Source organism: Streptomyces sp. NPDC017246 (genome assembly GCF_044331325.1).
In the GTDB taxonomy this organism is placed as follows: Bacteria; Actinomycetota; Actinomycetes; order Streptomycetales; family Streptomycetaceae; genus Streptomyces.
This window is the reverse complement of the sequence record NZ_JBIRMW010000009.1, coordinates 242,534-268,328: the sequence shown is the minus strand read 5'-3', so window position 1 is coordinate 268,328 and position 25,795 is coordinate 242,534. Positions and strand designations below refer to the sequence as shown.

Sequence of the window (25,795 nt, the reverse complement as noted above, 5' to 3'; positions counted from 1 at the left end):
GCCCCGACAACAGGCGCCTAGCGCGGCGGACGGACCCTGGTCGGGTAGTGATCGGCCACCACGGTGGTCATCGCCCCGATCGGGTCCGCCGCGACCTCCTTCGCGGAGAAGAAGCAGTGGCCGCCGACGGTCGGGTACGCGGCGGCCAGTTCCAGGTGGCGTGACAGCTCCCCGGGGTCCCGCCAGGCCGCGGGCTGGGCGGGGTCGCCCGCCTTGTAGAGCGCCTCGCCGATGTAGAGGCCGACGCCGGTGCCCCGTACCACCGCGTCCCACCAGGGCAGCAGCTTGGCGTAGTCGGCGACCGGCAGGCCGACGTTCCAGTACAGCTGTGGGACGACGTGGTCGACCCACCCCTCCCGGATCCACTTCCGGGTGTCGGCGTACAGGTCGTCGTAGGTCTGGACACCGGCGCGGGTGTCCGAGCCCTCCGGGTCGGTGGCGATGTTCCGCCAGACCCCGAAGGGGCTGACGCCGAAGGCCACGTGCCGTTTGATGCCCTTGATCCGGGCGGCGGTCTCCGAGACCAGCAGATCGGTGTTGTTCCGTCGCCAGGAGGCCTTGTCGGGGAAGTCCCCGCCGTACCGCGCGTACGCCTCGTCGTCGGCGAAGACCTGTCCGGCCACCGGGTACGGGTAGAAGTAGTCGTCCCAGTGCACGGCGTCGATGTCGTAGCGCCGCACGGCGTCCAGCATCGCGTCCTGCGTGAAGCGCCGGACCTCGGGCAGTCCCGGGTTGTAGTAGAGCTTCCCGCCGTAGGGCAGCACCCACTCGGGGCGGAGCCGGGCCGGATGGTCCTCGACCAGCCGGGTCGGGTCGGTGTGATTCGCCACTCGGTACGGGTTGAACCAGGCGTGCAGTTCCAGGCCCCGTGCGTGGGCCTCGTCGACGGCCGTGCCCAGCGGGTCCCAGCCGGGGTCGCGGCCCTGCGTCCCGGTGAGGTACTGCGCCCACGGCTCGTACGGGGAGGGCCAGAGCGCGTCGGCGGTCGGCCGGACCTGGAGGACCACCGTGTTGAGCCGGCGCTCGACGGCGGTGTCCAGATGGACGAGGAGCTCGGCGCGCTGCTCCTCCGCGGTCAAGCCTCCACGGGAGGGCCAGTCGCGGTTGGCGACGGTCGCGATCCACATGCCGCGGAACGCGCGCCGGGTCCGCGCACCCCCACCCGCCCCCGCCTCCGGCGCCGAGCCCGGGCCCGCTCCCCCTCCCGGCCCCGACCCCGATCCCGATCCCGTCACAGCGAGCACCGCTCCCGTGGCCCCCGTGACGAATCCTCTTCTGCCGATAGGCCGCACTTGTACCCCTCCTGTGTCGGATACGTCACACGCACCCGGACAGCATGCCCGGCCCGGGCGATCGATCATCGGTTAATGAGCGGTAACGTCGTGGGGTCGAGGCGGACACACCGGAATCACACGGGCCCCCGCCGCCAGAGAAGAGCGAAAGGCACGAGGTGACGGACTCCATGGCCGACATTGAGCGCGTCGGAGTGGTGGGCTGCGGCCAGATGGGCGCGGGCATCGCAGAGGTGTGTGCCCGGAGCGGCCTTGAGGTGAAGGTCGCCGAGACCACCGGCGAGGCGCTGGAGATCGGCCGCACACGGCTCTACAACTCGCTGGCGAAGGCCGCCGAACGCGGCAAGATCAGCGAGGAGGAGCGGGACGCGACGCTCGCCCGCCTCAGCTTCACCACCGACCTGGGCGAATTCGCCGACCGCGACCTCGTCATCGAGGCGGTCGTGGAGAACGAGCAGGTCAAGACGGAGATCTTCCAGGTCCTCGACCAGGTGATGACCCGCCCGGACGCCATCCTGGCCTCGAACACCTCCTCGATCCCGCTGGTGAAGCTGGCCGTGGCGACCTCCCGCCCGGACCAGGTCATCGGCATCCACTTCTTCAACCCGGCCCCGGTGCAGAAGCTCGTCGAGCTGATCCCGGCCCTCACCACCTCCGAGGGAACGATCAGCCGTGCGCAGGCCTTCGCGGAGAAGGCCCTCGGCAAGCACGCGATCCGCGCCCAGGACCGTTCCGGCTTCGTGGTCAACGCCCTGCTCGTGCCGTACCTGCTCTCCGCGATCCGGATGTTCGAGTCGGGCATCGCGAGCCGTGACGACATCGACAACGGCATGGAGTTCGGCTGCGCCCACCCGATGGGCCCGCTGAAGCTCTCGGACCTCATCGGTCTGGACACGATCGCCTCGATCGCCGACTCGATGTACGCCGAGTTCAAGGAGCCGCTGTACGCCGCTCCCCCGCTGCTCCAGCGCATGGTGGACGCGGGCCGGCTGGGCCGGAAGACGGGCTCGGGCTTCTACCCGTACCCCTGATCCGGCTCCACCCCCGAACACCGGACGGCCCGTACACACGCACAGGTACGGGCCGTCCGGCTTTCCCGCCGGCCCCGAGGCGCGGCCGAAGCCGTACTCCGAGGCACGGCCGCAGCCGTACGCCGAGGCGCGGCCGGTGTCACACCTCGGGGCGAGGACCGCGTCTCAGCCGAGGCGCAGATGGTGGAGCATCAGCAGCCCGGCGGCCATGTTCGCGGCCGGGATCTCGCCCCGGGCGATCATGTCGGGGACCTGTTTCAGCGGGACCCAGGCCCGCCGCGAGGACTCGAAGGCGTCCTCGGGCGGTCCGGTGTACGTGGCCCGCTCCGCCCAGTAGAGGTGGTGGCGGGCGTCGGTGAGGCCGTTGGACGGCTCGACGGTGAGGAGATGGCGCAGCGGCCCCGGCCGCCAGCCGGTCTCCTCCTCCATCTCGCGCGCGGCGGCGGACTCGATGTCCTCGCCGTCCTCGACGACACCGGCGGCCAGCTCCCAGCCCCAGCTGTCGGTGATGAAGCGATGGCGCCAGAGCATCAGAACTTCGTCGGCCTCGTTGACCGCGGTCGCGACCGCGACCGGACGGAGCCGGATCAGATAGTGGTCGAGGCGGCGGCCGTCCGGGAGTTCGACGTCCGCGAGGTTCACCCGGAACCAGCGATTCTCATAGACAGAGCGTTCGCTCAGTTTCGTCCACTGCACGTTCTTGCCACCTTCCGACTGGTCGGTGCTTGATTGGTGGCAATATCGCAGCAGTTCGTTTCTCACAGGGGAACGCGTAGCGCCCCGTCGATGAGAGCCGCCGCCTCCCGGGCATCGCCCCCGCCGCTCGCGAGGAGATGCTCCCGCACCTGCCGCAGCCGGTCCCGCAGCCGGCGCGACTCCATCCCCCGCGCCCGCTCGGTCATCTCGACAGCCGTACGCGCCGCCCGGTCGGCCTCTCCCTGCCGCAACTCGATCTGGCACAGCATGGCGAGCCGGTGCACCCGGCCCCGGTCGTGCGAGGGCGTCCCCACCGCCATCGACGCGTGCTCGTGCGCCGCCGCCAGATCACCCAGACCGAGCAGGGCCTCGGCGACCTGGACGTTGACGAACCCCGGCTGGACATAGCCCGTCTCGGCCGGCTCCTCCCCCGGACTGATCCGCTCCGCCGCCGCCTCGGCCCGCCGGATACAGGCCAACGCGGCCACCCCGTCGCCCAGATGCGCGTACGCCTTCGCCTGCATCGCCGTCAGATCGGCGGCCAGCGCCGGAGTGATCTGCCGCCCCGCCGTCCGCAGCGCCGCCTCAGCGAACGCGACCGCCTGCCGGTACTCCCCCATGAACAGCGACTGGTTGACGAGGAGCGCGATCACATAGGCGCCGAGCCCCCGGTCCCCGCTCGCCTTCGCGAGCCGCAGCGCCTGGTGGAAGTAGCGCTGGGCGAGTCCGTGCGCGTCGGCGTCGTACGCGCAGATGCCCGCCACCGCCACCAGTCCGCCGGTGGCGCGGTGCAGCCGCCGCCCCAGGGCGTCGTTGTACGAGCCCCGCAGCAGCGGCGCGGTCTCGGTGGTGAGGAAGCCGACGATCCGGGCCCGGGTCGCGATGCCCCCGGCCTTGCGGTACATCTGCTCGTAGTGCGACCGGGCGGCGCTCAGCACGGTGATGTCGGCCGCCGAGACCGACGTCCGCCCGACCCGGGAGACATCGACGTCCTCCGGCGGGTTCTCCCACTCCCATACGGGCATCACCGCCGGCGTTCCGGTCACGGCGGGGGCGGCGACTATGTGCGGACGCTGCTGCTCGTCGGAACGCCACAGCGCCGCCGCCCGCTCCACGAACCCGGAGAGCGGCGAACCGACCGTGGGCAGCGGCCCGCCCGGCACCCCGAAACCGATGTCGTCCAGCGTCACCTGCCGGCGCAGCCGCGCGGCGAGCACCTCACAGATCAGGTCGGGCACCTGGCCTCGGGGCCGCTGACCCTTCAACCAGCGCGCCACGGCGGTGTGTTCGTAGCGCAGGGCGAGACCCCTGGCCCGGCCGGCCCGGTTCACATGGGCGGCGAGGCCGGCGTTCGAGACACCCGCTTCGTCGAGCAGGGCGTCGAGCAGGGTATTGGGCTGCATGGCCGCTCCGGTCGCTCGGTGAACTCAGCGTAGCGGTGGCCGAATTCATACGGGACGAACCAGCGCGGAGGACTCCCTTCGGGTTGACGGCCCGCACGACACCTCCGGCCGGACGGGGGGCGATTTCGCACGGGGTGTGAATGAAGTACTCGTTCTTCCGGTCCGCGTGCTCTGCCGCGCTCGTCCCCGTACCGCTTGACTGTGCTTCTCGCCGCAAGGCGACGACCGGGCCGCCGGCTCCCCCCTCAAACAGTGCGGCCGCCCGGTCCGCGACGCCCGCCCCGCTGATCTGCCCGACACTCCGTGGCGGGGCGGGCGTCGCCGGCCCAGGCCCCCTCCGCTCAGCAGTGGGAGGAGGGGGCGGGCCGGGGGCGGCGCAGCCCGGGTTCGGCGGGCTGCGCCGGCACCCGGACACGGTCGTTGCGTACGACGAGCAGGGCGACGTCGTCGGTGAGCCGGCCGCCCGTGTGGTGCAGCAGCGCCGTGTGAACCCGGCGGACCAGCACGGCGGGCGCCTCGCCCGGCATCCCGGCCAGCGCGGTGTCCAGCGCGAAGAACCGGCCCCGGTGGTCGCGGGCCTCCTCCGCACCGTCGGTGTGCAGCACCAGCGTCTCGCCGGGCTGCAGCCGGGCCGCCGTGTACGGCGCGAGGACCGCCGGCAGCGGAAGCACACCGAGCGGGGGAAGCGGGTCGCCGACCGGGAGCCGCGCCACCGTCGGGCCCAGGTGGTACGGGCCGGGGTGACCGCAGTTGAGCACCGCGAGCCGCCCGTCGGACCGGACCTCGATCAGCAGCAGCGTCACGAACTCCTCCGCCGCCGGATGCACGGGATCGGACCCCGCCCGCGCCGGATGCTCGTCCCGCGCCCGCTCCCGCAGATGCCGCTCCAGGGCCCGTTCGAGGCGCCGCAGCACCCCGCCGAGTTCGGCCTCGTCGTGGGCGGCCTCACGGAAACTGCCGAGCACGGCCACCACAGCGCCGAGCGCGGCGAGACCATGACCCCGGACATCCCCGATGACGATCCGCACCCCGTAGGGCGTGGCCACCGCTTCGTACAGATCCCCGCCGACGGAGGCGCCCCGGGAGGCCGACAACTGCCCGGCGGCCAGCGTGAGTCCGTCCAGACGGGCGGGCGGCGGGCGCAGCAGCACCCGCTGGGTGGCGACCGCGACGGCCCGCACCCGCGCCAGCTCCCGCGCGAGACCGCGCCGCAGACCGAGGACCAGACCGGTCCCGACGGTGAGGAAGACGACACTCGTGGCGATCCGCATCGGCAGACCCGGCTGCCGGGCCAGCGGACAGCCGAACTTCCATGCCACGGCCACCGCACCCCACACGGCGGGAAGAGCGAGCGGGGCCAGCCGGCGGAGCCGGGAGCCATCGGAGACCAACGACCTCGTACGGATCATGCACGGCCCTTCCCGAGCCCCGACAGCGCCCCAAGGCCCTGCGGCTCACAGGTCCGCCCCTGCGGCCGCGTCGATTCTGCCGACCGTACGGGCCACCGGGGAACACCCCCCGACGATCTCACCCGAAGGAGTGAGCACCCCCACCACGCCACCCCACGCCGACCCTCCGCCACGCGCACGCGTGGCCGAATTCCGCTCTCGTATGCGGCACTTCGGGGTCCGGAAACGGCGGAGGGCCGCCCCGGGGAATCCCCGGGGCGGCCCTCCTGGTGTGCTGCTGATCCGCTGCGGCGCTCAGGCGCCGCGCAGGACCGCGCCCGTGCGCTCGGACGCCAGGGCCACCGCCGCGTCGCGGGCCGCGGTGGCCTCGTCGACGGTGAGCGTGCGGTCCTCGGCGCGGAACTTCAGGGCGTAGGCCAGGGACTTGGTGCCCTCGCCGAGCTGGTCGCCGGTGTAGACGTCGAACAGCCGGACCGACTCAAGGAGTTCACCCGCGCCCTCGCTGAGGGCGGCCTGGACGTCGGCGGCCGGGACGTCGGCGGCGACGACCAGGGCCACGTCCTGGGTGGCGACCGGGAAGGAGGAGATCCGGGGGGCCTTCACAGGACCCTCGTTCGCCTTCTCCAGCAGGTCCAGGTCGATCTCCATCGCGCAGGCGCGGGCCGGGAGGCCGAACGCCTTCACCACGCGCGGGTGGAGCTCGCCGGCGTGGCCGACGAGGACCTTCTCGCCGTCCACCTCGACGTGGAACGCGGCGCAGCGGCCCGGGTGCCACGGGGCGTGCTGGTCGGCGCTGATGAGCAGCTCGACCCCTGCCTCGGCGGCCACCGTGCGGCCGGCCTCGATCGCGTCCGCCCAGTCGGACGGGTGGCCCTTGCCCCACCAGCCGGCCTGCTCGCGCGCACCGGCCAGGACGACGGCGGCGCGGCGCGGCTGCGCGGGCAGCACGGCGTTGACCCCGGCGATCTCCTCGTCGGAGGGGCGGCGGTCGACGGGCAGCCGGACGGCGATGCCGGGCTGTCCCTCCGGCCGGAAGACCAGACCGGTCTCGAAGAGCGCCAGGTCGTGGCTGCCGCGGCTGTCGTTCCGGCGGAGCGCGCCGAGCAGGCCCGGGAGCAGCGTCGTACGGAGCGCGGGCTCCTCGTCCGAGAGCGGGTTGACCAGCTTCACGAGCCGACGACGGGCGTCGTCCGCGTCGAGGCCGAGGTTGTCGAGAGCCTGCTCGCCGATGAACGGGTAGTTCAGCGCCTCGACGTAGCCGGCGCCGGCCAGCGCGCGGCCCACCCGGCGGTGGACGCGCTGGCGCTCGGTGAGCCCGCGGCCGGCCGGGGGCTTCGGCAGCGTGGAGGGCAGGTTCTCGTAGCCCTCCAGACGGATGACCTCTTCGGCGAGGTCGTTCGGCTCGTTGAGGTCGGGGCGCCACGACGGCACGGTGACGACGAGCTCGTCCTGGCCGTAGACGTCGCAGCCGACCTCCTGGAGGCGGCGGACGACGGTCTCACGGCCGTAGTCGACGCCCGCGACCTTGTCCGGGTGGTTCGCCGGCAGGGTGATCGTGCGCGGCGCGGACGGGGCGCTGACCTCGGTGACGCCGGCCTCGGCCGTACCGCCCGCGAGCAGCACGAGCAGGTCGACGCAGCGCTGCGCGGCGGCGGCCGCGGCCTGCGGGTCGACACCGCGCTCGAAGCGCTTGGACGCCTCGGAGGACAGCTTGTGGCGGCGCGCGGTACGGGCGATCGAGATCGCGTCGAAGTGCGCGGCCTCGATGACGACCTCGGAGGTGCCGGTCACGACACCGGTCTCCGGGTCGGTCTCGGGGTCGGCGATCTCCGTGTGGGCGCCGCCCATGACACCGGCGATCCCGATCGGGCCGCGGTTGTCGGTGATGACCAGGTCCGCGGCGTCCAGGACGCGCGCGGTCCCGTCAAGGGTGGTGATCTTCTCGCCGGCCTCGGCGCGACGCACGCCGATGGGGCCGTCGAGACGGCTGCGGTCGTAGGCGTGCAGCGGCTGGCCGAGCTCGAGCATCACGTAGTTGGTGACGTCGACGGCGAGCGAGATCGGGCGCATGCCGGCCTTCTGGAGGCGGCGGCGCAGCCAGATCGGGGACCGGGCCTCGGGCTCCAGACCGACGACGGTGCGCGCGGTGAAGCGGTCGCAGCCGATCGGGTCGGTGATCCGGACCGGGTGGCCGTACGAGTTGGGCGCGGGCACGTCGAGGAGCGCCGGGTCGCGCAGCGGCAGACCGTAGGCGGTGGCGGCCTCGCGGGCGACACCGCGCATCGAGAGGCAGTAGCCGCGGTCCGGGGTGACGGCGATGTCGAGGACCTCGTCGTACAGCTCCAGGAGCTTCGTGGCGTCGATGCCGATCTCGAGCTCGGGCGGCAGCACGATGATGCCGTGCGTGCCGTCGTCGCCCATGCCGAGCTCGTCGCCGGAGCAGATCATGCCCCGGGAGACCCGGCCGTACGTCTTGCGCTCGGCGATCCGGAAGTCTCCGGGGAGCACGGCGCCGGGCAGGGCCACGACGACCTTGTCGCCCGCGGCGAAGTTCCGGGCGCCGCAGATGATCTCCTGGGGCTCGCCGGTGCCGTTGGCCTGGCCGACATCGACGGTGCAGAAGCGGATGGGCTTCTTGAACTCCGTCAGCTCCTCGATGGTGAGGACCTTGCCGACCACCAGCGGACCGGTGAGACCGGCGCCGAGCCGCTCGACGGTCTCGACCTCGAGGCCTGCCGAAATGAGCTTGGCCTGGACGTCGCGGCCGGTCTCCGTCGCCGGCAGGTCGACGTACTCCCGCAGCCAAGAAAGCGGGACCCGCATCAGATCTCCATCCCGAACGGCCGGGTGAACCGGACGTCACCCTCGACCATGTTTCGCATGTCGTCGACGTTGTGGCGGAACATCAGCATCCGCTCGATGCCGAACCCGAAGGCGAATCCGCTGTACTTCTCGGGGTCCACACCGCAGGCGACGAGCACCTTCGGGTTGACCATGCCGCAGCCGCCCAGCTCGATCCAGCCCTCGCTGCCGCAGGTGCGGCAGGGGCGGTCCGGGTTGCCGACGGACTCGCCGCGACAGACGTAGCAGAGCATGTCCATCTCGGCGGACGGCTCGGTGAAGGGGAAGAAGTTCGGGCGCAGCCGGGTCTTCATGTCCGGGCCGAAGAGCGCCTGGACCATGTGGTCCAGGGTGCCCTTGAGGTCGGCCATGGTCAGACCCTCGTCGACGGCGAGCAGCTCGATCTGGTGGAAGACCGGGGTGTGCGTGGCGTCGAGCTCGTCGGTGCGGTAGACGCGGCCGGGGCACACGACGTAGACCGGGGGCTCCCGGTCGATGAGCGTGCGGGCCTGGACCGGCGAGGTGTGCGTCCGCAGCACGACACCGGACTCGTCGCCGGTGGTGCCTTCCGGCCCCTCGACGAAGAAGGTGTCCTGCATCTGGCGCGCCGGGTGGTCCGGGACGAAGTTGAGGGCGTCGAAGTTGAACCACTCCGCCTCGACCTCGGGGCCCTCGGCGACCTCGTACCCCATGGAGACGAAGACGTCGGAGACGCGCTCCATGAGGGTGGTCAGCGGGTGGCGGGCACCGGCGGGGACGCGGTCGTACGGCAGGGTGACGTCGACGGCCTCCTCGACGAGGACGCGGGCGTCACGCTCGGCCTCGAGCTCGGTCTGGCGACCGGCCAGCGCCTTGGAGACGATGCCGCGGGCCTGGCCCACGATCTTTCCGGCGGCTGCCTTGGCCTGCGGCGGCAGGGCACCGATCTCCCGGTTGGCGAGCGCCAGCGGCGAGGTGCCACCGGTGTGCGCGGTCTTCGCGTGTGCGAGCGCGTCGAGGTCGCCCGCGGCGGCGAAGGCGGCGAGCGCCTCGTCCCGCATGCGCTCGATCTCTTCCGGTTTCAGTGCCTCGACCTCAACCGGGTCGTACGACTTATTGGGTGCGGACATCTCTTCCCGTGCTTCCGTTGGCTGGCTGGGCGGCCCCGCTCGACGTCAAGGGCGCAAACGTGCCAAAGGACGAGTCTAACGGGGTGGGGGGACGCGAATGAGCCCGTGGGCAGGCCGGGCGGCTCCTGATCTCTTCTGATCTCGTCAGATGAGATGGGCCGGGGTGCCGACGGGCAGGATAAATCGGAACTCAGCCCCGCCGCGGGGGCCCCTTCCGACGGTGATGGTCCCGCCGTGGGCCTCGACGACGCCCTTGACGATGTAGAGGCCGAGTCCGGTGCCGCCGCGTTTGCTGCCCCGCCAGAAGCGGGTGAAGACGCGGCTCATCGACTCCTCGGGGATGCCGGGGCCCTCGTCGCTCACGGTGACCTCCGTCCCCTCTTCTCCGTCGTCGCCCGTCCTGACGGGTGCCACCTCGATGGTGACGGTTCCCTCCCCGTGGCGCACCGCATTTTCGAGGAGGTTGCCGAGGATCTGGTCGATCTTGTCGGGGTCGGCCCAGAGGTCGGGCAGCTCGGGCCTGATCCGTACGAAGAAGCGGTCCGGGGACTGTCCGCCGGTGGTGTGCACCTGGACGTGCCGGCCGACGGCGGCGGCGATGTCGACGGGCTGACGGCGCACCTCGAGCCGGCCGGAGTCGATCCGGGAGATGTCGAGGAGTTCGGCGATGAGCCGCTTGATACGGCCCGCGTCGGCGTCGACGGTCTCCAGCATCAGCCGCTTCTGCTCGTCGTTGAACCGCTCCCACTTGGTGAGGAGGGTGGCGGTGAAGCCCTTGACGGAGGTGAGCGGGGAGCGCAGTTCGTGGGCGACGGTGGCGATGAGCTCGGCGTGGCTGCGCTCGGTGCGGCGGCGTGCCTCGGTGCCGCGCAGGCTGACCACGACCCGGCGGACCGGTCCTGTGGGGTGCTCGCGGACGTACCGGGCGGAGACGAGGACCTCGCGGCCGCCGGGCAGCAGCAGGTTGCGCTCGGGCTGGCCGCGGCGGGTGGCGAGGCCGCCGTACGGGTCGGTCAGGGCCCACCAGCGGCGTCCCTTGAGGTCTTCGAGGGGCAGCGCCCGGTCGAGGGGGAGGCCGAGGGCACGGTCGCCGGGGACGGCGGTGATCCGGGCCGCGGCGGCGTTGAAGCAGACGATCCGGCCGGTCTCGTCGGCGATGACGAGGCCGTCGGGCAGGTCGTCGGGGTGGACCCCGAAGAACGCGTCGGCCACGTCCGCGCACGGAGACTCCGGCGCGTTCGGGTCCTGCGGCTCGGATTCGTGCGGTCCGGACGCCTCGGATCCGGGTGGGCCCCCCGGCGGTTCCTGGGCGTGCGGCTCGGCGCTCCGTGCCTGTGCGGGACTGTCCGTGCCGACCGTCATCCCCGTTCCCCACCCCTCCGTGTAGCGCAGTGGGCCCCCGAGTGCGTCACTCTACTGGGCGGGGAAGGCGGAATGGACCCCTCAGGCGGAGGTTCGGGGCCGCTGGGCGCGGGCGGAGGCGTACAGGCAGACCGCGGCGGCGGTGGCGAGGTTGAGGCTCTCGGCCTTGCCGTGGATCGGGACGCGGACGACGGCGTCGGCGAGCGCCCGGGTCTCCTCGGGCAGTCCCCAGGCCTCGTTGCCGAAGATCCAGGCGGTGGGCCCGCCCATGGTGCCGGCGTCCAGCTCCGCGTCGAGGTCGTCCTCACCCGCCCCGTCGGCGGCGAGGATCCGTACGCCCGCGCTCTTCAGCCCGGCGACGGCCTGCTCCACGGGGACGCCGACGGCGACCGGCAGGTGGAACAGGGAGCCGACGGAGGCACGCACGGACTTGGGGTTGTACAGGTCGACGGAAGCGTCGGTGAGGACGACGGCGTCGGCACCGGCCGCGTCGGCGCAGCGCAGCACCGTGCCGGCGTTCCCGGGGTCGCGTACGTGGGCGAGGACGGCGACCAGCTTGGGGCGGGCCGCGACGATCTCCTCGAAGGGCGAGTCGAGGAACCGGCAGACGCCGACGAGCCCCTGGGGGGTGACGGTCTGCGAGACCTCGGCGAGGACGGCGTCGGAGGCGTGGTGGACACGGGCGCCGGCGGCGAGGGCGGCCTCGATGATGGCGCTGTAGCGCTCGGCGGCCTCGACGGTGGTGAAGAGCTCGACGAGCGTGGGCTCGCCGGTGGAACCGCGGTGCTCGACGGCCTCACGGACGGCCTGCGGGCCCTCGGCGATGAAGAGGCGGTCCTTGCCCCGGAAGTTGCGCTTGGCGAGCCGCCGGGCGGCGACGACGCGCGGGGAACGCGGGGAGATCAGCTCGGGGGTGACCATGAGGTGCGGCGGTTCTCTCTTCGGTGCCGGGTGACTTCGGGATCCGGGGCTTCGGTGACCGGGGGCGCCGGCCGCGGGCCCGGCTTGGGGCTCGCCGGTCCGGCCTCGGGCCGACGGGACCGGCTTCGGGACAGGTCACGGGCCTGTCCGCGGGGACGGCCGCGGGATTGCTCGGGTCTGCGCGGCCCGGTTCCGCCGAACGCCCTTCAGGGGCCGGACGCACCCGGACCCGCCGACGCGTGCGCGCCTGCGGGTCCGGGCAGAGGTACTGCGGCCTGGAAGATCAGGCGGCGGCCTTCGGGGCGTTGACGTCGGCCGGCAGAGCCTTCTGCGCGACCTCGACCAGCGCGGCGAACGCGTTGGAGTCGTTGACGGCCAGCTCGGCGAGGATCTTGCGGTCCACCTCGATGTTGGCGGCGTTCAGACCCTGGATGAGGCGGTTGTACGTCATGCCGTTCTGGCGGGCAGCGGCGTTGATGCGCTGGATCCACAGCCGACGGAAGTCGCCCTTGCGCTTCTTGCGGTCGTTGTAGTTGTAGACCAGGGAGTGGGTGACCTGCTCCTTGGCCTTGCGGTACAGGCGCGAGCGCTGACCGCGGTAACCCTTGGCGGCCTCGAGGATCGCCCGGCGCTTCTTGTGGGCGTTGACTGCCCGCTTGACGCGTGCCACTTGTTAACTCCTTGTAGCGGGGTCGTGGTGGTCCTCACACGACCCGAAAAACGGATGGTTCCCGGTCTTTGGCCGGAGGCTCTCGTCGCCGAGAGCGGGAGATCAAACTCAGATGCCCAGCATCTTCTTGATCTTGGCGGCGTCACCCGGGGCCATCTCGGCGTTGCCGGTGAGGCGACGCGTCAGCTTGGACGACTTGTGCTCGAGCAGGTGGCGCTTGCCGGCGCGCTCGCGCAGGATCTTGCCGGTGCCGGTGACCTTGAAGCGCTTCTTGGCACCGGAGTGCGTCTTGTTCTTCGGCATCGCGCCGTATCTCCTCGTCAGTGGCGCTCCCCACCGGTGTGGCACCGGAGATCCGGGAGCGTCAATTCTTCGTTTGATGGATCCGGGCGGGGCCCAGGGCTGCCTGGGTGGCAGCCCGTGGGATCACGCCTCGGGGGTCTCGGCCGGAGCGTCGGCCGGAGCCTCGACGACCGCAGCCTCGACGACCTCGGCCTCTGCAGCCTCGGTCTCGGCGACCGGAGCCTCGGACGTCTCCTCGGAGGTGACGCCCTGGCGCTCGGCCTTGCGTGCGGCCTGAGCCTCACGCGCCTCGGCCATGGCCTCGGTCTTCTTCTTGTGCGGGCCGAGAACCATGATCATGTTCCGGCCGTCCTGCTTCGGGTTGGACTCGATGAAGCCAAGCTCCTCGACGTCCGACGCCAGCCGCTGCAGCAGCCGGAAACCAAGCTCGGGACGGGACTGCTCACGACCACGGAACATGATCGTGATCTTGACCTTGTCACCCTGCTTGAGGAACCGGACGACGTGACCCTTTTTGGTGTCGTAGTCGTGCGGGTCGATCTTCGGCCGGAGCTTCATCTCCTTGATGACCGTGTGCGCCTGGTTCTTGCGCGCCTCACGGGCCTTCATGGCCGACTCGTACTTGAACTTCCCGTAGTCCATGAGCTTGCACACGGGCGGACGGGCGGTCGCCGCCACCTCGACCAGGTCGAGGTCGTACTCCTGTGCGAGCTCCAGGGCCTTGGCAAGCGGAACAATCCCGACCTGCTCGCCGCTGGGTCCGACAAGTCGCACCTCGGGAACGCGAATCCTGTCGTTGATGCGGGGCTCGGCGCTGATGGATCCTCCTCGGTAGCACCACGCGACCGCCTGGCGGACGGACGCGCATGTCTGTTTCTTGTGACCAACCGAGCCGGAACATGAAAAATGCCCCGGACGGGACACAGGCGGGGCTCCAAAGAAATACCGGAGCACCGCCGCGGTCAACCGCGGGGCGCACATCGGGCGGCTCCATCGTCCGTACGGAACGATGGGCGCCACCTGACCGGTGACCCGCCACCCGTAGGGTGGTCAGGTGGGAGTACGGAGCCTCCACTTGTGGGCCGGGCACACAGGTGCCCAGCCGGTCGTTACACAAGGTTAGCAGGACCCGGCGGTCTCCGCTAACCGAGGACCGGCATATCGTATGAGGCATGAGCGAGACGCCCCAGAACGAGTCTCCGGACTCCCCCGATTCCCCCGACTTCGACGCCATGACCCGCGACATCGCTGAGGTTCCCGCGGTCGAGGTGATCGTCACCGTCGCCGTCAACCTGATGAGCGCCGCCGCCGTGAAGCTCGGGCTCACCGAGGAGGGCGACAAGTACAAGGACCTCGACGAGGCCCGCAAGCTGGTGCACGCCCTGGCCGGTCTGCTGGACGCCGGCGCGACGGAGGTCTCCTCCTTCCACGCCGCTCCCCTGCGGGACGGCCTGAAGTCCCTCCAGCTCGCCTTCCGAGAGGCCTCACTGATCCCGGACGAGCCGGGCCAGGGACCGGGCGAGAAGTACACGGGCCCGGTGTACGGCTAGGAACCGAGCGGTGGGCATGTACGGACCCCTGTCGCAGGTCCGTACATGCCCACCGCTTCACCGCGTTCCTACCGCTTGACGTAGAAGGGCTCGCCCGGAGGGGTGGCCGAGGCCGGCAGAAGTGCCAGGTCGAGGCCCCGCACCAGGCGGGCCCTCAGTGTTTCGTCGGCGGCCAGGGCGCGGGCCACCCGCTGGGCGGACTCCGCCGGGGAGCCGTCCTCCGCGAGGACCAGGACGAGGGTGCCGTCGGCGGCACCGGGGCCCAGGTGGGCGCGGAGCACCGCGGGCTCGGCGGCGACGGCCGCGCGTACCGCTTCCCGTACGGCCGGGTCGTCGAGCGGGTCGGCGCTGGTACGGCCCTCGGCGAGGGCGAGCAGAGCCGGACCCGTCAACTGGTACGGCACCGGGCCCGCGAGGTCGAGGACGACCGTGTCGGCCTTCTCGTGCGCGGCCGCCTGGAGCGCCTGGTGGAGCGGGACGGCCACGGGCCGGGCCTCCGGGTCCCAGAGGGCGAGGGAGGCGATCGAGGTGAAGGCGGGGAGGGCACGCCGGTCACCGGCCGTGAGGGTGGGGACCGCCATGTCGCTGGTCTTCTCGCGGCGCAGACCGTTCTCGTCGGTCTCGACCTCACCGAGGACGGCGACCACGGGGACGAGCAGCCGGGCCTCCCGCAGGGCGTCGAGGACCGGGCCGTGGGCGGTTCTGTCCTCCGCCCAAGCCGCGAGGGCCGCGGCGAGCCGCGGGTCGGCGGTGCCGTCGTCTTCGGAGAAACCGGGGTCCGGGATGTTCTTGAGCGCCACACGACGAGCCTAACCGTCGCGGGACGACGCTCGGCCCGCCGGGTCCGCGGGGGGAGCACGGGTTTTCAGCGGGGCGTGGGCCTTGGGGGCCTCGGTGGTGCGTGGCCTTGAGGGGGTAGGTCCTCGGTGGTGCGTGGGCCTTGAGGGGGCCTGAGTCCTCAGTGGGTGCGGTGCGCGCGCCGCAGGACGACGGCGGTCAGGAGCAGCAGGACACCCAGGCCGCCCGCTAGGGGGGCGAGCAGACCGATCGGGCGGCTCTCCTCGACGGCGGGGAGCGGTCCCGGCCCGAAGTACTGGCCCTTGAAACCGCTGGTGACGTTCGTGGGATCGCCCGCTTCGACCCGGGACCCGGCCTCGATCGCGGCGGCCGGGTCGACCGTCCCGTACCCCTTGGAATCGCTGCGGCCGCCCTTCGGCCGGTTGCGCGCGGTGTCGATGAGCAGCCGCTTGACCTGGGCCGGGGTGAGGTCGGGGTGTGCGGCGCGGACGAGGGCGACGGCCCCCGAGGCGAACGCGGCGGCGGCGCTGGTGCCCCAGCCCTCGTAGTAGCGGCGGTCCGGGTCCGCGATGGCGATGTCGACCCCGGGGGCGCTGACGGTGGCGTACCAGCGGCGGGTGGAGAAGGAGGCGTGGGTGCCGTAGCGGTCGACGGCCGTGACGGCGATGACGCCGGGGTAGGCGGCGGGGTACGAGATGTGGTCGCCCTTCTCACCGCCGTTGCCGGCGGAGGCGACGACGGAGACGCCCTTCGAGAGCGCGTACTGGACGGCGGCGTCCTCGCCCGCGTCGGGGTGGGCGGACTTGGAGTCGTCGCCGAGGGACATGTTGATGACATCGGCGCCGTGGTCGGCGGCCCAGCGGATGCCCTCGGCGAGGGCCGTGCCACGGGTCTTGCGGGCCTTGTCGCGGGACGTGTCGGCGCCTTCGAGGATGACCCGCACGGGGAGGATCTTCGCGCCCGGCGCGATGCCGAGGACACCGTCCCCGCCGTCGGGGCCGTGGCCGTGCCCGGCGATGATCCCGGCCATCGCCGTGCCGTGCCGGGCCCAGGCGCGGTCGCCCCGGGCCGCACCGAAGCCGATCAGGTCGCGGCCGGTGAGGACCGAACCCTCCAGGTCCGGGTGCGCGGCGTCGACACCCGTGTCGAGGACGGCGACCGTGACGCCCTCCCCCTTGGTGGTCCGCCAGGCCTCCGTGGTGTGCATGGCTTCGAGACCCCACTGGCGGGCCCGGATGGTGTCGGCGTACGCCGGCGCCGTGGTGGCGGGCAGGGCCGCGAAGGCCGCGGCGATGAGGACGACCGCGGGGGTACGGAGCCGGGTCGGGCGGGTCGGGCGGTTCACCGGGCGTCCTTCTCCTTCGCCTTCGGAGCGACGGCCGTGCGCAGCAACTGCTCGAACAGCACCGTGATGTTCTTGGCCTCGTGGCCGAGGCCGGACTGCGCGGTGGCGTCCGTACGGCCCCGGGCCATGGCCCGGTCGGCGGGCTGCGGGCCGTCGACGGCCCGGCCGTCGGCGAAGCCGGAGACGGCGGTGACGACGACGGGGAGGTCGGCGGGGGCGTTCAGCCACCAGCCGGCGCGCTGCTTCGCGCCGAAGCGGGCCGCGACGGTCCCGGGGCCGGAGAGCGCCGGGGGCACGTCCGCGCCGAGGCGCGTGGTGAGGCCCGGGTCGAGGGTCCGCTGAGTGGCCGCGTCGGCACGGGTGAAGACGAGGCCGACGGTGATGACGCTGCTGGCGGTGGCGTCGGTGTACGTGGCGCGCAGCACCCGCTCGCAGCCGAGCGGCCGGAGGGCCGCGAGCAGGTTCCTGGCCAGGACGGCCGGTGAGCAGGCGGCGTCCGGGGCGACGACGATCCGGGTCCAGGTGCGGGTGGCGGCACCGGGGCCCGCGCCGGGGCCGGACAGGGTGCGGGGGAAGAGGGTGTCGACGGGCGCGTTGTGCCAGAGGTCCATCGCCTCGGTGTACCCGGCGGGTTCGGCGGGCTCGTCGGACTCGGCTGCGGCGAGCCACACCCCGGCGAGCGCCCCGCCGATGAGCCCGATCCCGAGCACGGCACAGGCGGCGACGGCGACGACCCGCCCGATCCGCCGCTCGCGCACGGGCCGCAGCCGGGTGGTGGTCTCGACGGGCGCCTCGGGAGGCAGGGCCCGGGGGCCGCCGAAGCCGTGGGCACGACCGGACGACGGGCCGGGGCCCGGGGCGGGGCGCGCCCAGGGGGCGGCGGAGCCGGTGGCCGGCGCGGGGTGCGTCCACGGGGCGGCCAAGTCGGTGGCCGGGGCGGTACGGCCGGGCGCCGGACCGGTGGACGGGGTGACGGCCGCGGGCCGGGGCCGAACGGTGGCCGCAGGAGCGGCCGCGGGGCCGGGCCGAGGGGTCGAACCGGTCGCGGCCGCCGGGGAGCCGGGCCGCGTGCCCGGGCCGGTCGCGCGGCGGTCCGCATCCCGGAGGCCGGACGACGGCTCCGGCTGCGGCTGCGGCTGCGGCTGCGGCTGCGGCTGCGGCTGCGGCTGCGGCTGCGCGGAGGATGCCGGGCCCGAGGAGGGAGCGGGCATCGGCACCCCGGAGCCCGTCGCCGCGCGCGGAGGCGAAACGGCCGCAGCCGCCGACGGGAGCGTCACGGGTCGGGGCGGGGCCCCGGGGCCGGACACCGGCCGGCCCGGAGCCACCGGGCCGGGCGCCGGGTAGGACGGTGCCGCGGGCGCCGGGCCGGCGGAGCCGGGCGCCGGGCCGGCGGAGCCGGGCGCCGGGCGCGCCGGAGCCGGGGCCGTCGGAACCCCGGCATCCTTCGCCGGGCGGGGCGGTGTCGACGGGAGCGTCGCGGGCCGGGGCGGAACCCCGGGACCGGACACAGGACGCGCCGGAGCCACCGGGCCGGGAGCGGAATTGGCGGGTGCGGAGGCCGCGAAACCGGGAGCCGGACGCGCCGGAGCCACCGGACCAGGAGCCGCAGGGGCGAGCCCGGAACCCGCGAAACCAGGAGCCGGAGCCACCGGGCCCGGTGCCGGGCGGGGTGGAGTCGCCGGGTGCGGCAGAGTCGGGGGGCGGGGTTCCGTCGGGTGGATCGCTCTCAGTCTCGTGGTCGTCTCCACCGCCGGCGGTTCCGGGTCCGCGGCGGGCGGTGGGAGGAGGGCGTCCGTGATGCGGGAGGTCGTGCCGGGGCGCTGTTCGCCGGTCATCCCCGTCCCCCCGCTCGTGTCGACAATGCCCGTCACTCTACGGGCTGTTCCCCCTGGTACGGGAACCCAGGGGCTACCCACCCGTAAACCTGTCTGGCAAGCTCGGGCCATGACTCCCCGTGCCGCCGACCGGGCCCGTTACGACCGGGCCACCGCCCACCTCGACGCGCCCGTGGCGATCGTCGATCTGGAAGCCTTCGACGCCAACGCGGCGGACCTCGTCCGCCGGGCCGGCGGCAAGCCGGTGCGGGTGGCGAGCAAGTCCGTGCGGTGCCGGGCGCTCCTTGAGCGGGTCCTCGCGCGGGAGGGCTTCGCGGGGATCATGTCGTTCACGCTCGACGAGTCGCTGTGGCTGGCGCGGGCCGGTTTCGAGGAGGTCCTGCTCGCCTACCCCTCGGCGGACCGCTCCGGGTTCGGGGAGCTGGCGCGGGACCCGAAGCTGGCCGCCGCCGTGACCGTGATGGTCGACGACGTGGCGCAGCTGGATCTGATCGACGCCTCCCGCGCGGGCGGGACGGAGGAGGTCCGGGTCTGTCTGGAGCTGGACACGGCGCTGAGTCTGCTGGGTGGCCGGATACGGGTCGGTGCCCGCCGTTCCCCGCTGCGCGAGCCCGCGGAACTGGCGGAGCTGGCCCGCTCGGTGGAGCGGCGTCCCGGTTTCCGGCTGGTCGGGATCATGGCGTACGAGGGGCATGTGGCGGGGGTCGGGGACGCGGTCTCGGGCCGGCCGCTTCGCTCGCGGGCGATCCGGCTGATGCAGTCGGCGGCCCGCAGGGAGCTGGCGGAGCGCCGGGCGGCCGTGGTGCGGGCCGTGCGGGCGGTGGCGCCGGACCTGGAGTTCGTGAACGGCGGTGGCACCGGAAGCGTGCAGCACACGGCCGCCGAGGACGCGGTGACGGAGATCGCCGCGGGTTCGGGGCTCTTCGTGCCGCGGCTCTTCGACAACTACACCTCGTTCAGCGGACGACCGGCCGCACTGTTCGCGCAGCCGGTCGTCCGTCGTCCGGGGGTCGGGGTGGTGACGGTCCTCGGCGGGGGGTACCCCGCGTCCGGTGCCGCGGGTCCCGACCGGCTCCCCGTGCCGTACCTGCCGGAGGGGCTGAAGTACGACCCCCAGGAGGGTCCCGGCGAGGTGCAGACCCCGCTGCTCGGTTCCCCGGCCGACGATCTCCGGATCGGCGACAAGGTGTGGTTCCGGCACGCGAAGGCCGGTGAGCTGTGCGAGCGGTTCGAGAGCCTTCAGCTGATCGAGGGTGACCGGATCACGGCCACCGTACCGACGTACCGGGGCGAGGGGCGGACCTTCCTCTAGTACACGCGGCCCTCCCCCGGACACGGTCCCCTCCTAGTACACGCGGTCCGTCTGGTCCGGGATCACGCTTCCGTCGGGCCGGCGGACCGGCTGCGCCGTGCCGTCGCTCGCCGTGTAGCCGGTGGCGGCGCAGGGATACGGGGTGGCCTTCCGCTGCTTCGGCTCGATGAACATCGGGTTGACGATCCAGCGGCCGTCGCCGTTCTCGTACGCCCGGCACATGAGTTCGTTCTTGTTGCGGTTGAGGACCAGGCGCAGGCCGGTGGCGTCCCGCAGGAACGAGATGTCGGTGTCGGAGTCGCCCGCGGCGAACACCTGGCGCCGGGAGGCGGGCTGGACCCGCTCGGCCTCGGGGCCGCGGACGCCGAAGATCTCCTGGTTGATCCAGCAGCGCTTGCCGTCGATATAGGTGATCGTCGTGTCTTGGCCGTCCCGGACCGACCCGCAGCCCTTGAGGTGGGCGGTGAGCCGGCCGTGCTCGGTGGTGTTGCGGATGCCGAGGGTGTGGGAGGGCGCGACGCCGACGCCCTTCGCCCAGACGTCGACGACGGGCTCGGGGGAGGCGGAGACGATCCAGACGTCGAATCCGGCGTCCTTGAGGGTACGGATCAGGTCGCGCTGCTGCGGGTAGTAGCGGACCCAGCCGGTGACCCGGGCGGTGCCGACGCTCTGGGTGGCGCCCTGCGGGGCGGCGAGGTTCTCGGCGCGGGCCGCGGCGGCGAAGGACTCGACCTGGCGGGTGGTCCAGCCGCGCAGCAGCTGGGCGAGCCAGGCGTACTGGGGTTCCATGCGGCGGCGGTCGTAGCCCGTGAAGGCGGTCTTCCCGGCCGTGGTGGCGCCCGAGCCGTAGACGGAGAGGAGCTCGTCGGCGCAGCGGGTGTCGGTGGCGGTGGGGAGAGTGCGGGCGCCGGTGGGGCAGGCGTCTCCGAGGGAGGTCGCGGCCTCCGGGGTGAGGTAGCGGCTGGTGGTGGACCAGTCGCCGTTCTCCGGGGGCCGGACGCGGTTGTTGCGGAGCAGCCAGTAGAAGGTGGCGTCGCCGACGTCGTTCTTGATGACGGTGTTGTCCCAGTCGAAGACCGCGACGGGCTTCCTGCCCCGGGAGCCCTTGTCCCGGCAGTGGTCGGCCATCAGCGTGTCGATGCGCGCCTTGTTGTCGCCGTACCAGCCCTCGGAGATCCTCAGCGTCGGGCAGGGCCGGGGGTACGCCTCGGCGGTCTGGGGGCCGGAGACGAGGCTCGTCGCCGCGAGGGCGAGGGCGGCGGTGGCCGCGGACGTACGGAGCCGGTGGTTCATGATCGCTCTCCTTGTCTGGACTGTCCCGGACGCACGGCAGCCGGGCGCCTTGCGACGCCCGGCTGCCGGGTGGGGGTGGGGATGGGGTGTGGCGGCGGTCTAGAGCGGGGTCACGTACGCGCCCGCGATGCCTCCGTCGACCAGGAAGTCGCTGGCGTTGACGAAGGAGGAGTCGTCGCTCGCGAGGAAGGCGACCGCCGCGGCGATCTCCTCGGGCTCGGCGAAGCGGCCGACGGGGATGTGGACGAGGCGGCGCGCGGCCCGCTCGGGGTCCTTGGCGAAGAGTTCCTGGAGGAGCGGGGTGTTGACGGGCCCGGGGCAGAGGGCGTTGACGCGGATGCCCTCGCGGGCGAACTGGACGCCCAGCTCGCGGGACATCGCGAGCACGCCGCCCTTGGAGGCGGTGTAAGAGATCTGGCTGGTGGCCGCGCCCATGATCGCGACGAAGGAGGCGGTGTTGATGATGGAGCCCCTGCCCTGGCGGCGCATGTAGGGCAGGGCGGCCTTGCAGCACAGGTAGACCGAGGTGAGGTTGACGTCCTGGACGCGCTTCCAGGCCTCCAGGCCGGTCTCCAGGATGGAGTCGTCCTCGGGCGGCGAGATGCCGGCGTTGTTGAAGGCGATGTCGACGGAGCCGTAGGTGTCGAAGGCCGTCTTGAACAGGGCCTCGACCTGCTCGGGGTCGGTGACGTCGACCTGGACGAAGGTGCCGCCGACCTCCTCGGCCGCCGCCTTCCCCGCCGTCTCGTCGATGTCCCCGCAGACGACGTTGGCGCCCTCGGAGGCGAGGCGGCGGGCGGTGGCGAGGCCGATGCCGCTGCCGGCTCCGGTGATGACGGCGGTGCGGCCGACGAGCCGGCGGCAGACGATCTCTTCGGTGCTGGTGCTGGTCATGGGTGCTCAGGCCTCCGTGCTGATGAAGACGTTCTTGGTTTCGGTGAAGGCGGTCAGTGCGTCGGGGCCCAGTTCGCGGCCGAGGCCGGACTGCCGGTAGCCGCCGAACGGGGTCCAGTAGCGGACGCTGGAGTGGGAGTTGACGGAGAGGTTGCCGGCCCGGACCGCGCGGGAGACGCGCAGGGCGCGGCCGACGTCCCGGGTCCAGAGGGAGCCGGACAGGCCGTACTCGGTGGCGTTGGCGAGGCGGATCGCGTCGGCCTCGTCCTCGAAGGGGAGGACGACGGCGACGGGCCCGAAGATCTCCTCGACGGCGCAGGGCGCGTCCTCGGACAGGCCGGTGAGGACGGTCGGCGGGAACCAGAAGCCGGGGCCTTCGGGGGCCTTGCCGCGGATGCCGGGGAGGTCGTCGGTGACGTAGGAGCGGACACGGTCGAGCTGGGCGCGGGAGATGAGCGGGCCCATCCGGGTGCGCTCGTCGGCGGGGTCGCCGACGACGATCCCCTCGATCGCGGGGGTGAGGAGCTCCATGAAGCGGTCGTACACGCTCCGCTGGACGAGGATGCGGGTGCGGGCGCAGCAGTCCTGGCCGCTGTTGTCGAGGAAGGACATCGGTGTGGCCGCCGCCGCGGCCTCCAGGTCCGCGTCGGCGAAGACGATGTTGGGGCTCTTGCCGCCGAGTTCGAGGGTGACCCGCTTCACCTGGTCGGCACACTTCGCCATGATCGACTTCCCGACCCTCGTGGAGCCGGTGAAGACGATCTTGGCGACGCCGGGGTGCTCGACGAGGGCGTTGCCCGCGACGGGGCCGGTGCCGGGGAGGACCTGGAAGAGGCCTTCCGGCAGGCCTGCCTCCAGGGCGAGTTCGGCGAGCCGGAGCGCGGTGAGCGGGGTGGTCTCGGCGGGCTTGAGGAGGACGGCGTTGCCGGCGGCGAGGGCGGGTGCGGTGGCCCAGGCGGCGATCGGCATGGGGAAGTTCCAGGGGGCGATGACGCCGACGACCCCGAGCGGTTCGAGGATCGTGACGTCGAGTCCGCCGGCCACCGGGATCTGGCGTCCGTTGAGGCGCTCCACTCCCCCGGCGGCGAAGTCGAGGAGGTCGCGGACGTTGCCGGCCTCCCAGCGGGCGTTGCCGATGGTGTGGCCGGCCTCGGTCACTTCGAGCCGGGCCAGTTCCTCGACGTGCTCGTCGACGACGGCGGCGAAGCGGCGGAGCAGCCGGGCCCGGTCGCCGGGCGCGGCGGCGGCCCAGCCGCGCTGGGCGGCGGCGGCCCGGGCGACGGCCGCGTCGACGTCGGCGGGGGTGGCGGCGGGGACGGTGGCGACCAGCTCCTCCGTCGCCGGGTTCAGTACCTGGAGCAACTCGTTCCTCTCAGCGGTGTTTCGCAGGCGTGCGTGCGCGTGGGCGTCGGCGGACGCGCCGGAGGCGTCAGAGCCGTTCGAAGGAGCGGCGCAGTTCCCAGTCCGTGACGGCCGCGTCGAAGGCGTCGAGTTCGACGCGGGCCATGTTGCGGTAGTGGGCGACGACCTCGTCCCCGAAGGCCGCCTTGGCGATCTCGCTGGTCTCCCAGAGTTCGGCGGCCTCGCGCAGGGTGGTGGGCACGTGCGCGTAGTCGCCGGTGTAGGCGTTCCCCGTGCAGGGCGGGGGCAGTTCGAGGCGGTTCTCGATGCCGTGGAGACCGGCCGCGACCAGGCCGGCTACGGCGAGGTACGGGTTGACGTCGCCGCCGGGGAGGCGGTTCTCGAAGCGGGTGGAGCGGCCGTGGCCGACGACCCGGAGCGAGCAGGTGCGGTTGTCGTGGCCCCAGGCGACGGCGGTGGGCGCGAAGGATCCGGGCTGGAACCGCTTGTAGGAGTTGATGTTGGGGGCGTAGAGGAGGGAGAAGTCGCGGAGGGCGGCGAGCTGTCCGGCGAGGAAGTGCCGCATGGTCTCGGACATCCCGTGCGGGTCGTCTCCGGCCATCACGTTCGTTCCCCCGGCGTCCTGGAGGGAGAGGTGGATGTGGCAGGAGTTGCCCTCGCGCTCGTTGTACTTCGCCATGAAGGTGAGCGAGCAGCCCTCCTGGGCGGCGATCTCCTTGGCGCCCGTCTTGTAGACGGCGTGTCCGTCGCAGGTGACGAGGGCCTCGTCGTACTTGAAGGCGATCTCGTGCTGGCCGGGGTTGCATTCGCCCTTGGCGGACTCGACGGTGAGTCCGGCGCCGGTCATCTCGTTGCGGATGCGGCGCAGGAGGGGTTCGACGCGTCCGGTGCCGAGGACGGAGTAGTCGATGTTGTACTGGTTGGCGGGGGTGAGACCGCGGTAGTTCGCGTCCCAGGCCTGCTCGTAGCTGTCCTTGAAGACGATGAACTCGAGTTCGGTGCCGACGTGGGCGGTGAAGCCGTGTTCCGCGAGGCGCTCCAGCTGGCGGCGGAGTATCTGTCGGGGGGCCGCGACGACGGGGGTGCCGTCGCCCCAGGCGAGGTCCGCCGTCACCATGGCGGTGGCTTCGTTCCAGGGGAGGCGGCGGAGGGTGGTGAGGTCGGGGTGCATCGCGAAGTCGCCGTAGCCGCGGTCCCAGGAGGACATCTCGTAGCCGTCGACGGTGTTCATCTCGGTGTCGACGGCCAGAAGATAGTTGCAGCCCTCGGTGCCGTGGCCGAGTACCTCGTCCAGGAAGAACGGGGCGGCGAACCGCTTGCCCTGGAGCCGCCCCTGCATGTCGGGGAAGGCCAGGACGACGGTGTCGATCTCGCCGCTCGCGACGAGGGCACGGAGCTCCTCGACGGTGAGCGGGGGTTTGCGGTCTGCCACGGGATTGCTCCTCCTTCGGCCTGCCGGAAGCCATAAGGTATTGCGGAATACCATTGCTTGGGAAGTGCTGACGAAGGGGAATCGAGAACGTGGCCAGTACGAGTGAATCGGCGGACCGACTGACGCCCGTGCTGCGGCCGGTACGAGCGGGCAACGGCTTCGAGGAGGCCCTGGAGCAGATCCTCCAGGTGGTACGGCTCGGGCTCGTGCCCGGCGGGGAGCGGCTGCCCGCCGAGCGGGAGCTCGCCGACCGGATGGGGATCAGCCGGGTGACCCTGCGCGAGGTCCTCAAGGTCCTCCAGGAGCAGGGCCTCGTGGAGAGCCGGCGCGGCCGCTACGGCGGAACGTTCGTGCTGCCCCGGGTCCAGACGGCCGACGAGGACGAGCTGCGACGCCGGATCGCCTCGGTCGACATGGAGGACACCCTGCGCTTCCGCGAGGTCCTGGAGGTCGGGGCGGCCGGGCTCTGCGCGGCCCACGGCCTGGACGCGGCGGGCGCCGAGCGGCTGCGGGCCGCCGTGGCGGCGACCCATGACGCCCCGCTGGCCGATTACCGCCGCCAGGACACCCTGCTCCACCTCACCCTGGCCGAGCTCTCCGGCTCGCCGACGCTCACGGCCCAGTACGCGGCCGTCCGGGCGACCGTGAACGACCTGCTCGACTGCATCCCCCTGCTCGTGCGCAACCTGGAGCACTCCCAGCACCAGCACACCGCGGTGATGGAGGCGGTTCTCGACGGCGACGCCGACGCGGCGCGCGAGGTGATGCGCGAGCACTGCTCGGGGACGGCCGCGCTGCTGCGGGGCTTCCTGACGTGAGCGGCGGCCCGACGTGAGCGGCGGCCCGTTCGCCGCGGGCCCCGGCCCGACGGCGCGGGCCCTGACTCCCGTAACCCGAAAGTAACGCACGGGGGTTGCGCTCCCCCGGTGGCCGACGC

At 72.7% G+C, this 25,795-nt stretch carries 22 protein-coding genes; 4 read left to right on the top strand and 18 right to left on the bottom strand.

The window, feature by feature from the left end; translation table 11 throughout:
- Positions 1-17: 17 nt before the first annotated feature.
- Positions 18-1,292, bottom strand: a complete 1,275-nt coding sequence (locus ACH4MY_RS22665; protein WP_398005528.1) for a glycoside hydrolase family 10 protein — start codon at positions 1,290-1,292, stop codon at positions 18-20.
- Between the two features lie 170 nt (positions 1,293-1,462).
- Between ACH4MY_RS22665 and ACH4MY_RS22660 the strand changes: the two genes are divergently transcribed.
- Positions 1,463-2,323, top strand: coding sequence for a 3-hydroxybutyryl-CoA dehydrogenase (locus ACH4MY_RS22660; protein WP_189832407.1), 861 nt, complete (start codon positions 1,463-1,465; stop codon positions 2,321-2,323).
- 165 nt (positions 2,324-2,488) lie between these two features.
- On the opposite strand, the gene ACH4MY_RS22655 is transcribed toward ACH4MY_RS22660, so the two are convergent.
- The 10 genes from ACH4MY_RS22655 to infC form a co-directional block, all read right to left on the bottom strand.
- The gene (locus ACH4MY_RS22655; protein ID WP_398005527.1) at positions 2,489-3,019 is read right to left on the bottom strand and encodes an NUDIX hydrolase; all 531 of its coding nucleotides are present in this window, start codon (positions 3,017-3,019) and stop codon (positions 2,489-2,491) included.
- Between the two features lie 62 nt (positions 3,020-3,081).
- Complete coding sequence (locus tag ACH4MY_RS22650) at positions 3,082-4,422, bottom strand: transcriptional regulator (protein WP_398005526.1); 1,341 nt, start codon at positions 4,420-4,422, stop codon at positions 3,082-3,084.
- A gap of 341 nt (positions 4,423-4,763) precedes the next feature.
- On the bottom strand, positions 4,764-5,831 hold the full coding sequence (locus ACH4MY_RS22645; RefSeq protein WP_398005525.1) for a PP2C family protein-serine/threonine phosphatase: 1,068 nt from the start codon (positions 5,829-5,831) through the stop codon (positions 4,764-4,766).
- Between the two features lie 294 nt (positions 5,832-6,125).
- On the bottom strand, positions 6,126-8,654 hold the full coding sequence (gene pheT, locus ACH4MY_RS22640) for a phenylalanine--tRNA ligase subunit beta (RefSeq protein WP_398005524.1): 2,529 nt from the start codon (positions 8,652-8,654) through the stop codon (positions 6,126-6,128).
- Positions 8,654-9,781, bottom strand: coding sequence for a phenylalanine--tRNA ligase subunit alpha (pheS, locus tag ACH4MY_RS22635; protein ID WP_398005523.1), 1,128 nt, complete (start codon positions 9,779-9,781; stop codon positions 8,654-8,656). Before pheS ends, pheT begins: the two co-directional genes overlap by 1 nt.
- A gap of 144 nt (positions 9,782-9,925) precedes the next feature.
- Complete coding sequence (locus tag ACH4MY_RS22630; RefSeq protein ID WP_398005522.1) at positions 9,926-11,143, bottom strand: ATP-binding protein; 1,218 nt, start codon at positions 11,141-11,143, stop codon at positions 9,926-9,928.
- Positions 11,144-11,224: 81 nt separating this feature from the next.
- Entirely contained in the window at positions 11,225-12,064 is an 840-nt protein-coding gene (locus tag ACH4MY_RS22625; RefSeq protein WP_398005521.1) for a TrmH family RNA methyltransferase, read from the bottom strand.
- 283 nt (positions 12,065-12,347) lie between these two features.
- Positions 12,348-12,734: a 50S ribosomal protein L20 gene (gene rplT / locus ACH4MY_RS22620; protein ID WP_398005520.1), complete on the bottom strand. Its 387-nt coding sequence runs from the start codon at positions 12,732-12,734 to the stop codon at positions 12,348-12,350.
- 108 nt (positions 12,735-12,842) lie between these two features.
- Complete coding sequence (rpmI, locus tag ACH4MY_RS22615) at positions 12,843-13,037, bottom strand: 50S ribosomal protein L35 (protein ID WP_030316087.1); 195 nt, start codon at positions 13,035-13,037, stop codon at positions 12,843-12,845.
- 123 nt (positions 13,038-13,160) lie between these two features.
- The gene (gene infC / locus ACH4MY_RS22610) at positions 13,161-13,856 is read right to left on the bottom strand and encodes a translation initiation factor IF-3 (RefSeq protein ID WP_398005599.1); all 696 of its coding nucleotides are present in this window, start codon (positions 13,854-13,856) and stop codon (positions 13,161-13,163) included.
- Between the two features lie 353 nt (positions 13,857-14,209).
- On the opposite strand from infC, the gene ACH4MY_RS22605 reads away from it, so the two are divergent.
- The gene (locus ACH4MY_RS22605; protein ID WP_189832415.1) at positions 14,210-14,587 is read left to right on the top strand and encodes a DUF1844 domain-containing protein; all 378 of its coding nucleotides are present in this window, start codon (positions 14,210-14,212) and stop codon (positions 14,585-14,587) included.
- A gap of 68 nt (positions 14,588-14,655) precedes the next feature.
- On the opposite strand, the gene ACH4MY_RS22600 is transcribed toward ACH4MY_RS22605, so the two are convergent.
- From ACH4MY_RS22600 to ACH4MY_RS22590, 3 genes are all read right to left on the bottom strand, one after another.
- Positions 14,656-15,387, bottom strand: coding sequence for an SseB family protein (locus ACH4MY_RS22600; RefSeq protein ID WP_398005519.1), 732 nt, complete (start codon positions 15,385-15,387; stop codon positions 14,656-14,658).
- 158 nt (positions 15,388-15,545) lie between these two features.
- A complete protein-coding gene (gene mycP / locus ACH4MY_RS22595; RefSeq protein WP_398005518.1) occupies positions 15,546-16,730 on the bottom strand; it encodes a type VII secretion-associated serine protease mycosin in 1,185 nt (394 codons plus the stop codon).
- On the bottom strand, positions 16,727-17,941 hold the full coding sequence (locus tag ACH4MY_RS22590; RefSeq protein WP_398005517.1) for a hypothetical protein: 1,215 nt from the start codon (positions 17,939-17,941) through the stop codon (positions 16,727-16,729). The genes mycP and ACH4MY_RS22590 overlap by 4 nt, the downstream gene beginning before the upstream one ends.
- 733 nt (positions 17,942-18,674) lie before the next feature.
- Between ACH4MY_RS22590 and ACH4MY_RS22585 the strand changes: the two genes are divergently transcribed.
- Positions 18,675-19,877 carry an amino acid deaminase/aldolase gene (locus ACH4MY_RS22585; RefSeq protein WP_398005516.1) on the top strand — a complete coding sequence of 401 codons (1,203 nt, stop codon included), beginning with the start codon at positions 18,675-18,677 and terminating at the stop codon, positions 19,875-19,877.
- 33 nt (positions 19,878-19,910) lie between these two features.
- On the opposite strand, the gene ACH4MY_RS22580 is transcribed toward ACH4MY_RS22585, so the two are convergent.
- From ACH4MY_RS22580 to ACH4MY_RS22565, 4 genes are all read right to left on the bottom strand, one after another.
- Positions 19,911-21,170 carry an HAD family hydrolase gene (locus ACH4MY_RS22580; RefSeq protein WP_398005515.1) on the bottom strand — a complete coding sequence of 420 codons (1,260 nt, stop codon included), beginning with the start codon at positions 21,168-21,170 and terminating at the stop codon, positions 19,911-19,913.
- A 99-nt stretch (positions 21,171-21,269) separates the two neighbouring features.
- Positions 21,270-22,064: a 3-oxoacyl-ACP reductase gene (locus ACH4MY_RS22575; protein ID WP_398005514.1), complete on the bottom strand. Its 795-nt coding sequence runs from the start codon at positions 22,062-22,064 to the stop codon at positions 21,270-21,272.
- Positions 22,065-22,070: 6 nt separating this feature from the next.
- A complete protein-coding gene (locus ACH4MY_RS22570; protein WP_398005513.1) occupies positions 22,071-23,426 on the bottom strand; it encodes an aldehyde dehydrogenase family protein in 1,356 nt (451 codons plus the stop codon).
- Between the two features lie 67 nt (positions 23,427-23,493).
- A complete protein-coding gene (locus ACH4MY_RS22565; protein ID WP_398005512.1) occupies positions 23,494-24,858 on the bottom strand; it encodes a glutamine synthetase family protein in 1,365 nt (454 codons plus the stop codon).
- Positions 24,859-24,947: 89 nt separating this feature from the next.
- Between ACH4MY_RS22565 and ACH4MY_RS22560 the strand changes: the two genes are divergently transcribed.
- The gene (locus ACH4MY_RS22560; protein ID WP_398005511.1) at positions 24,948-25,676 is read left to right on the top strand and encodes a FadR/GntR family transcriptional regulator; all 729 of its coding nucleotides are present in this window, start codon (positions 24,948-24,950) and stop codon (positions 25,674-25,676) included.
- Positions 25,677-25,795: the final 119 nt, after the last annotated feature.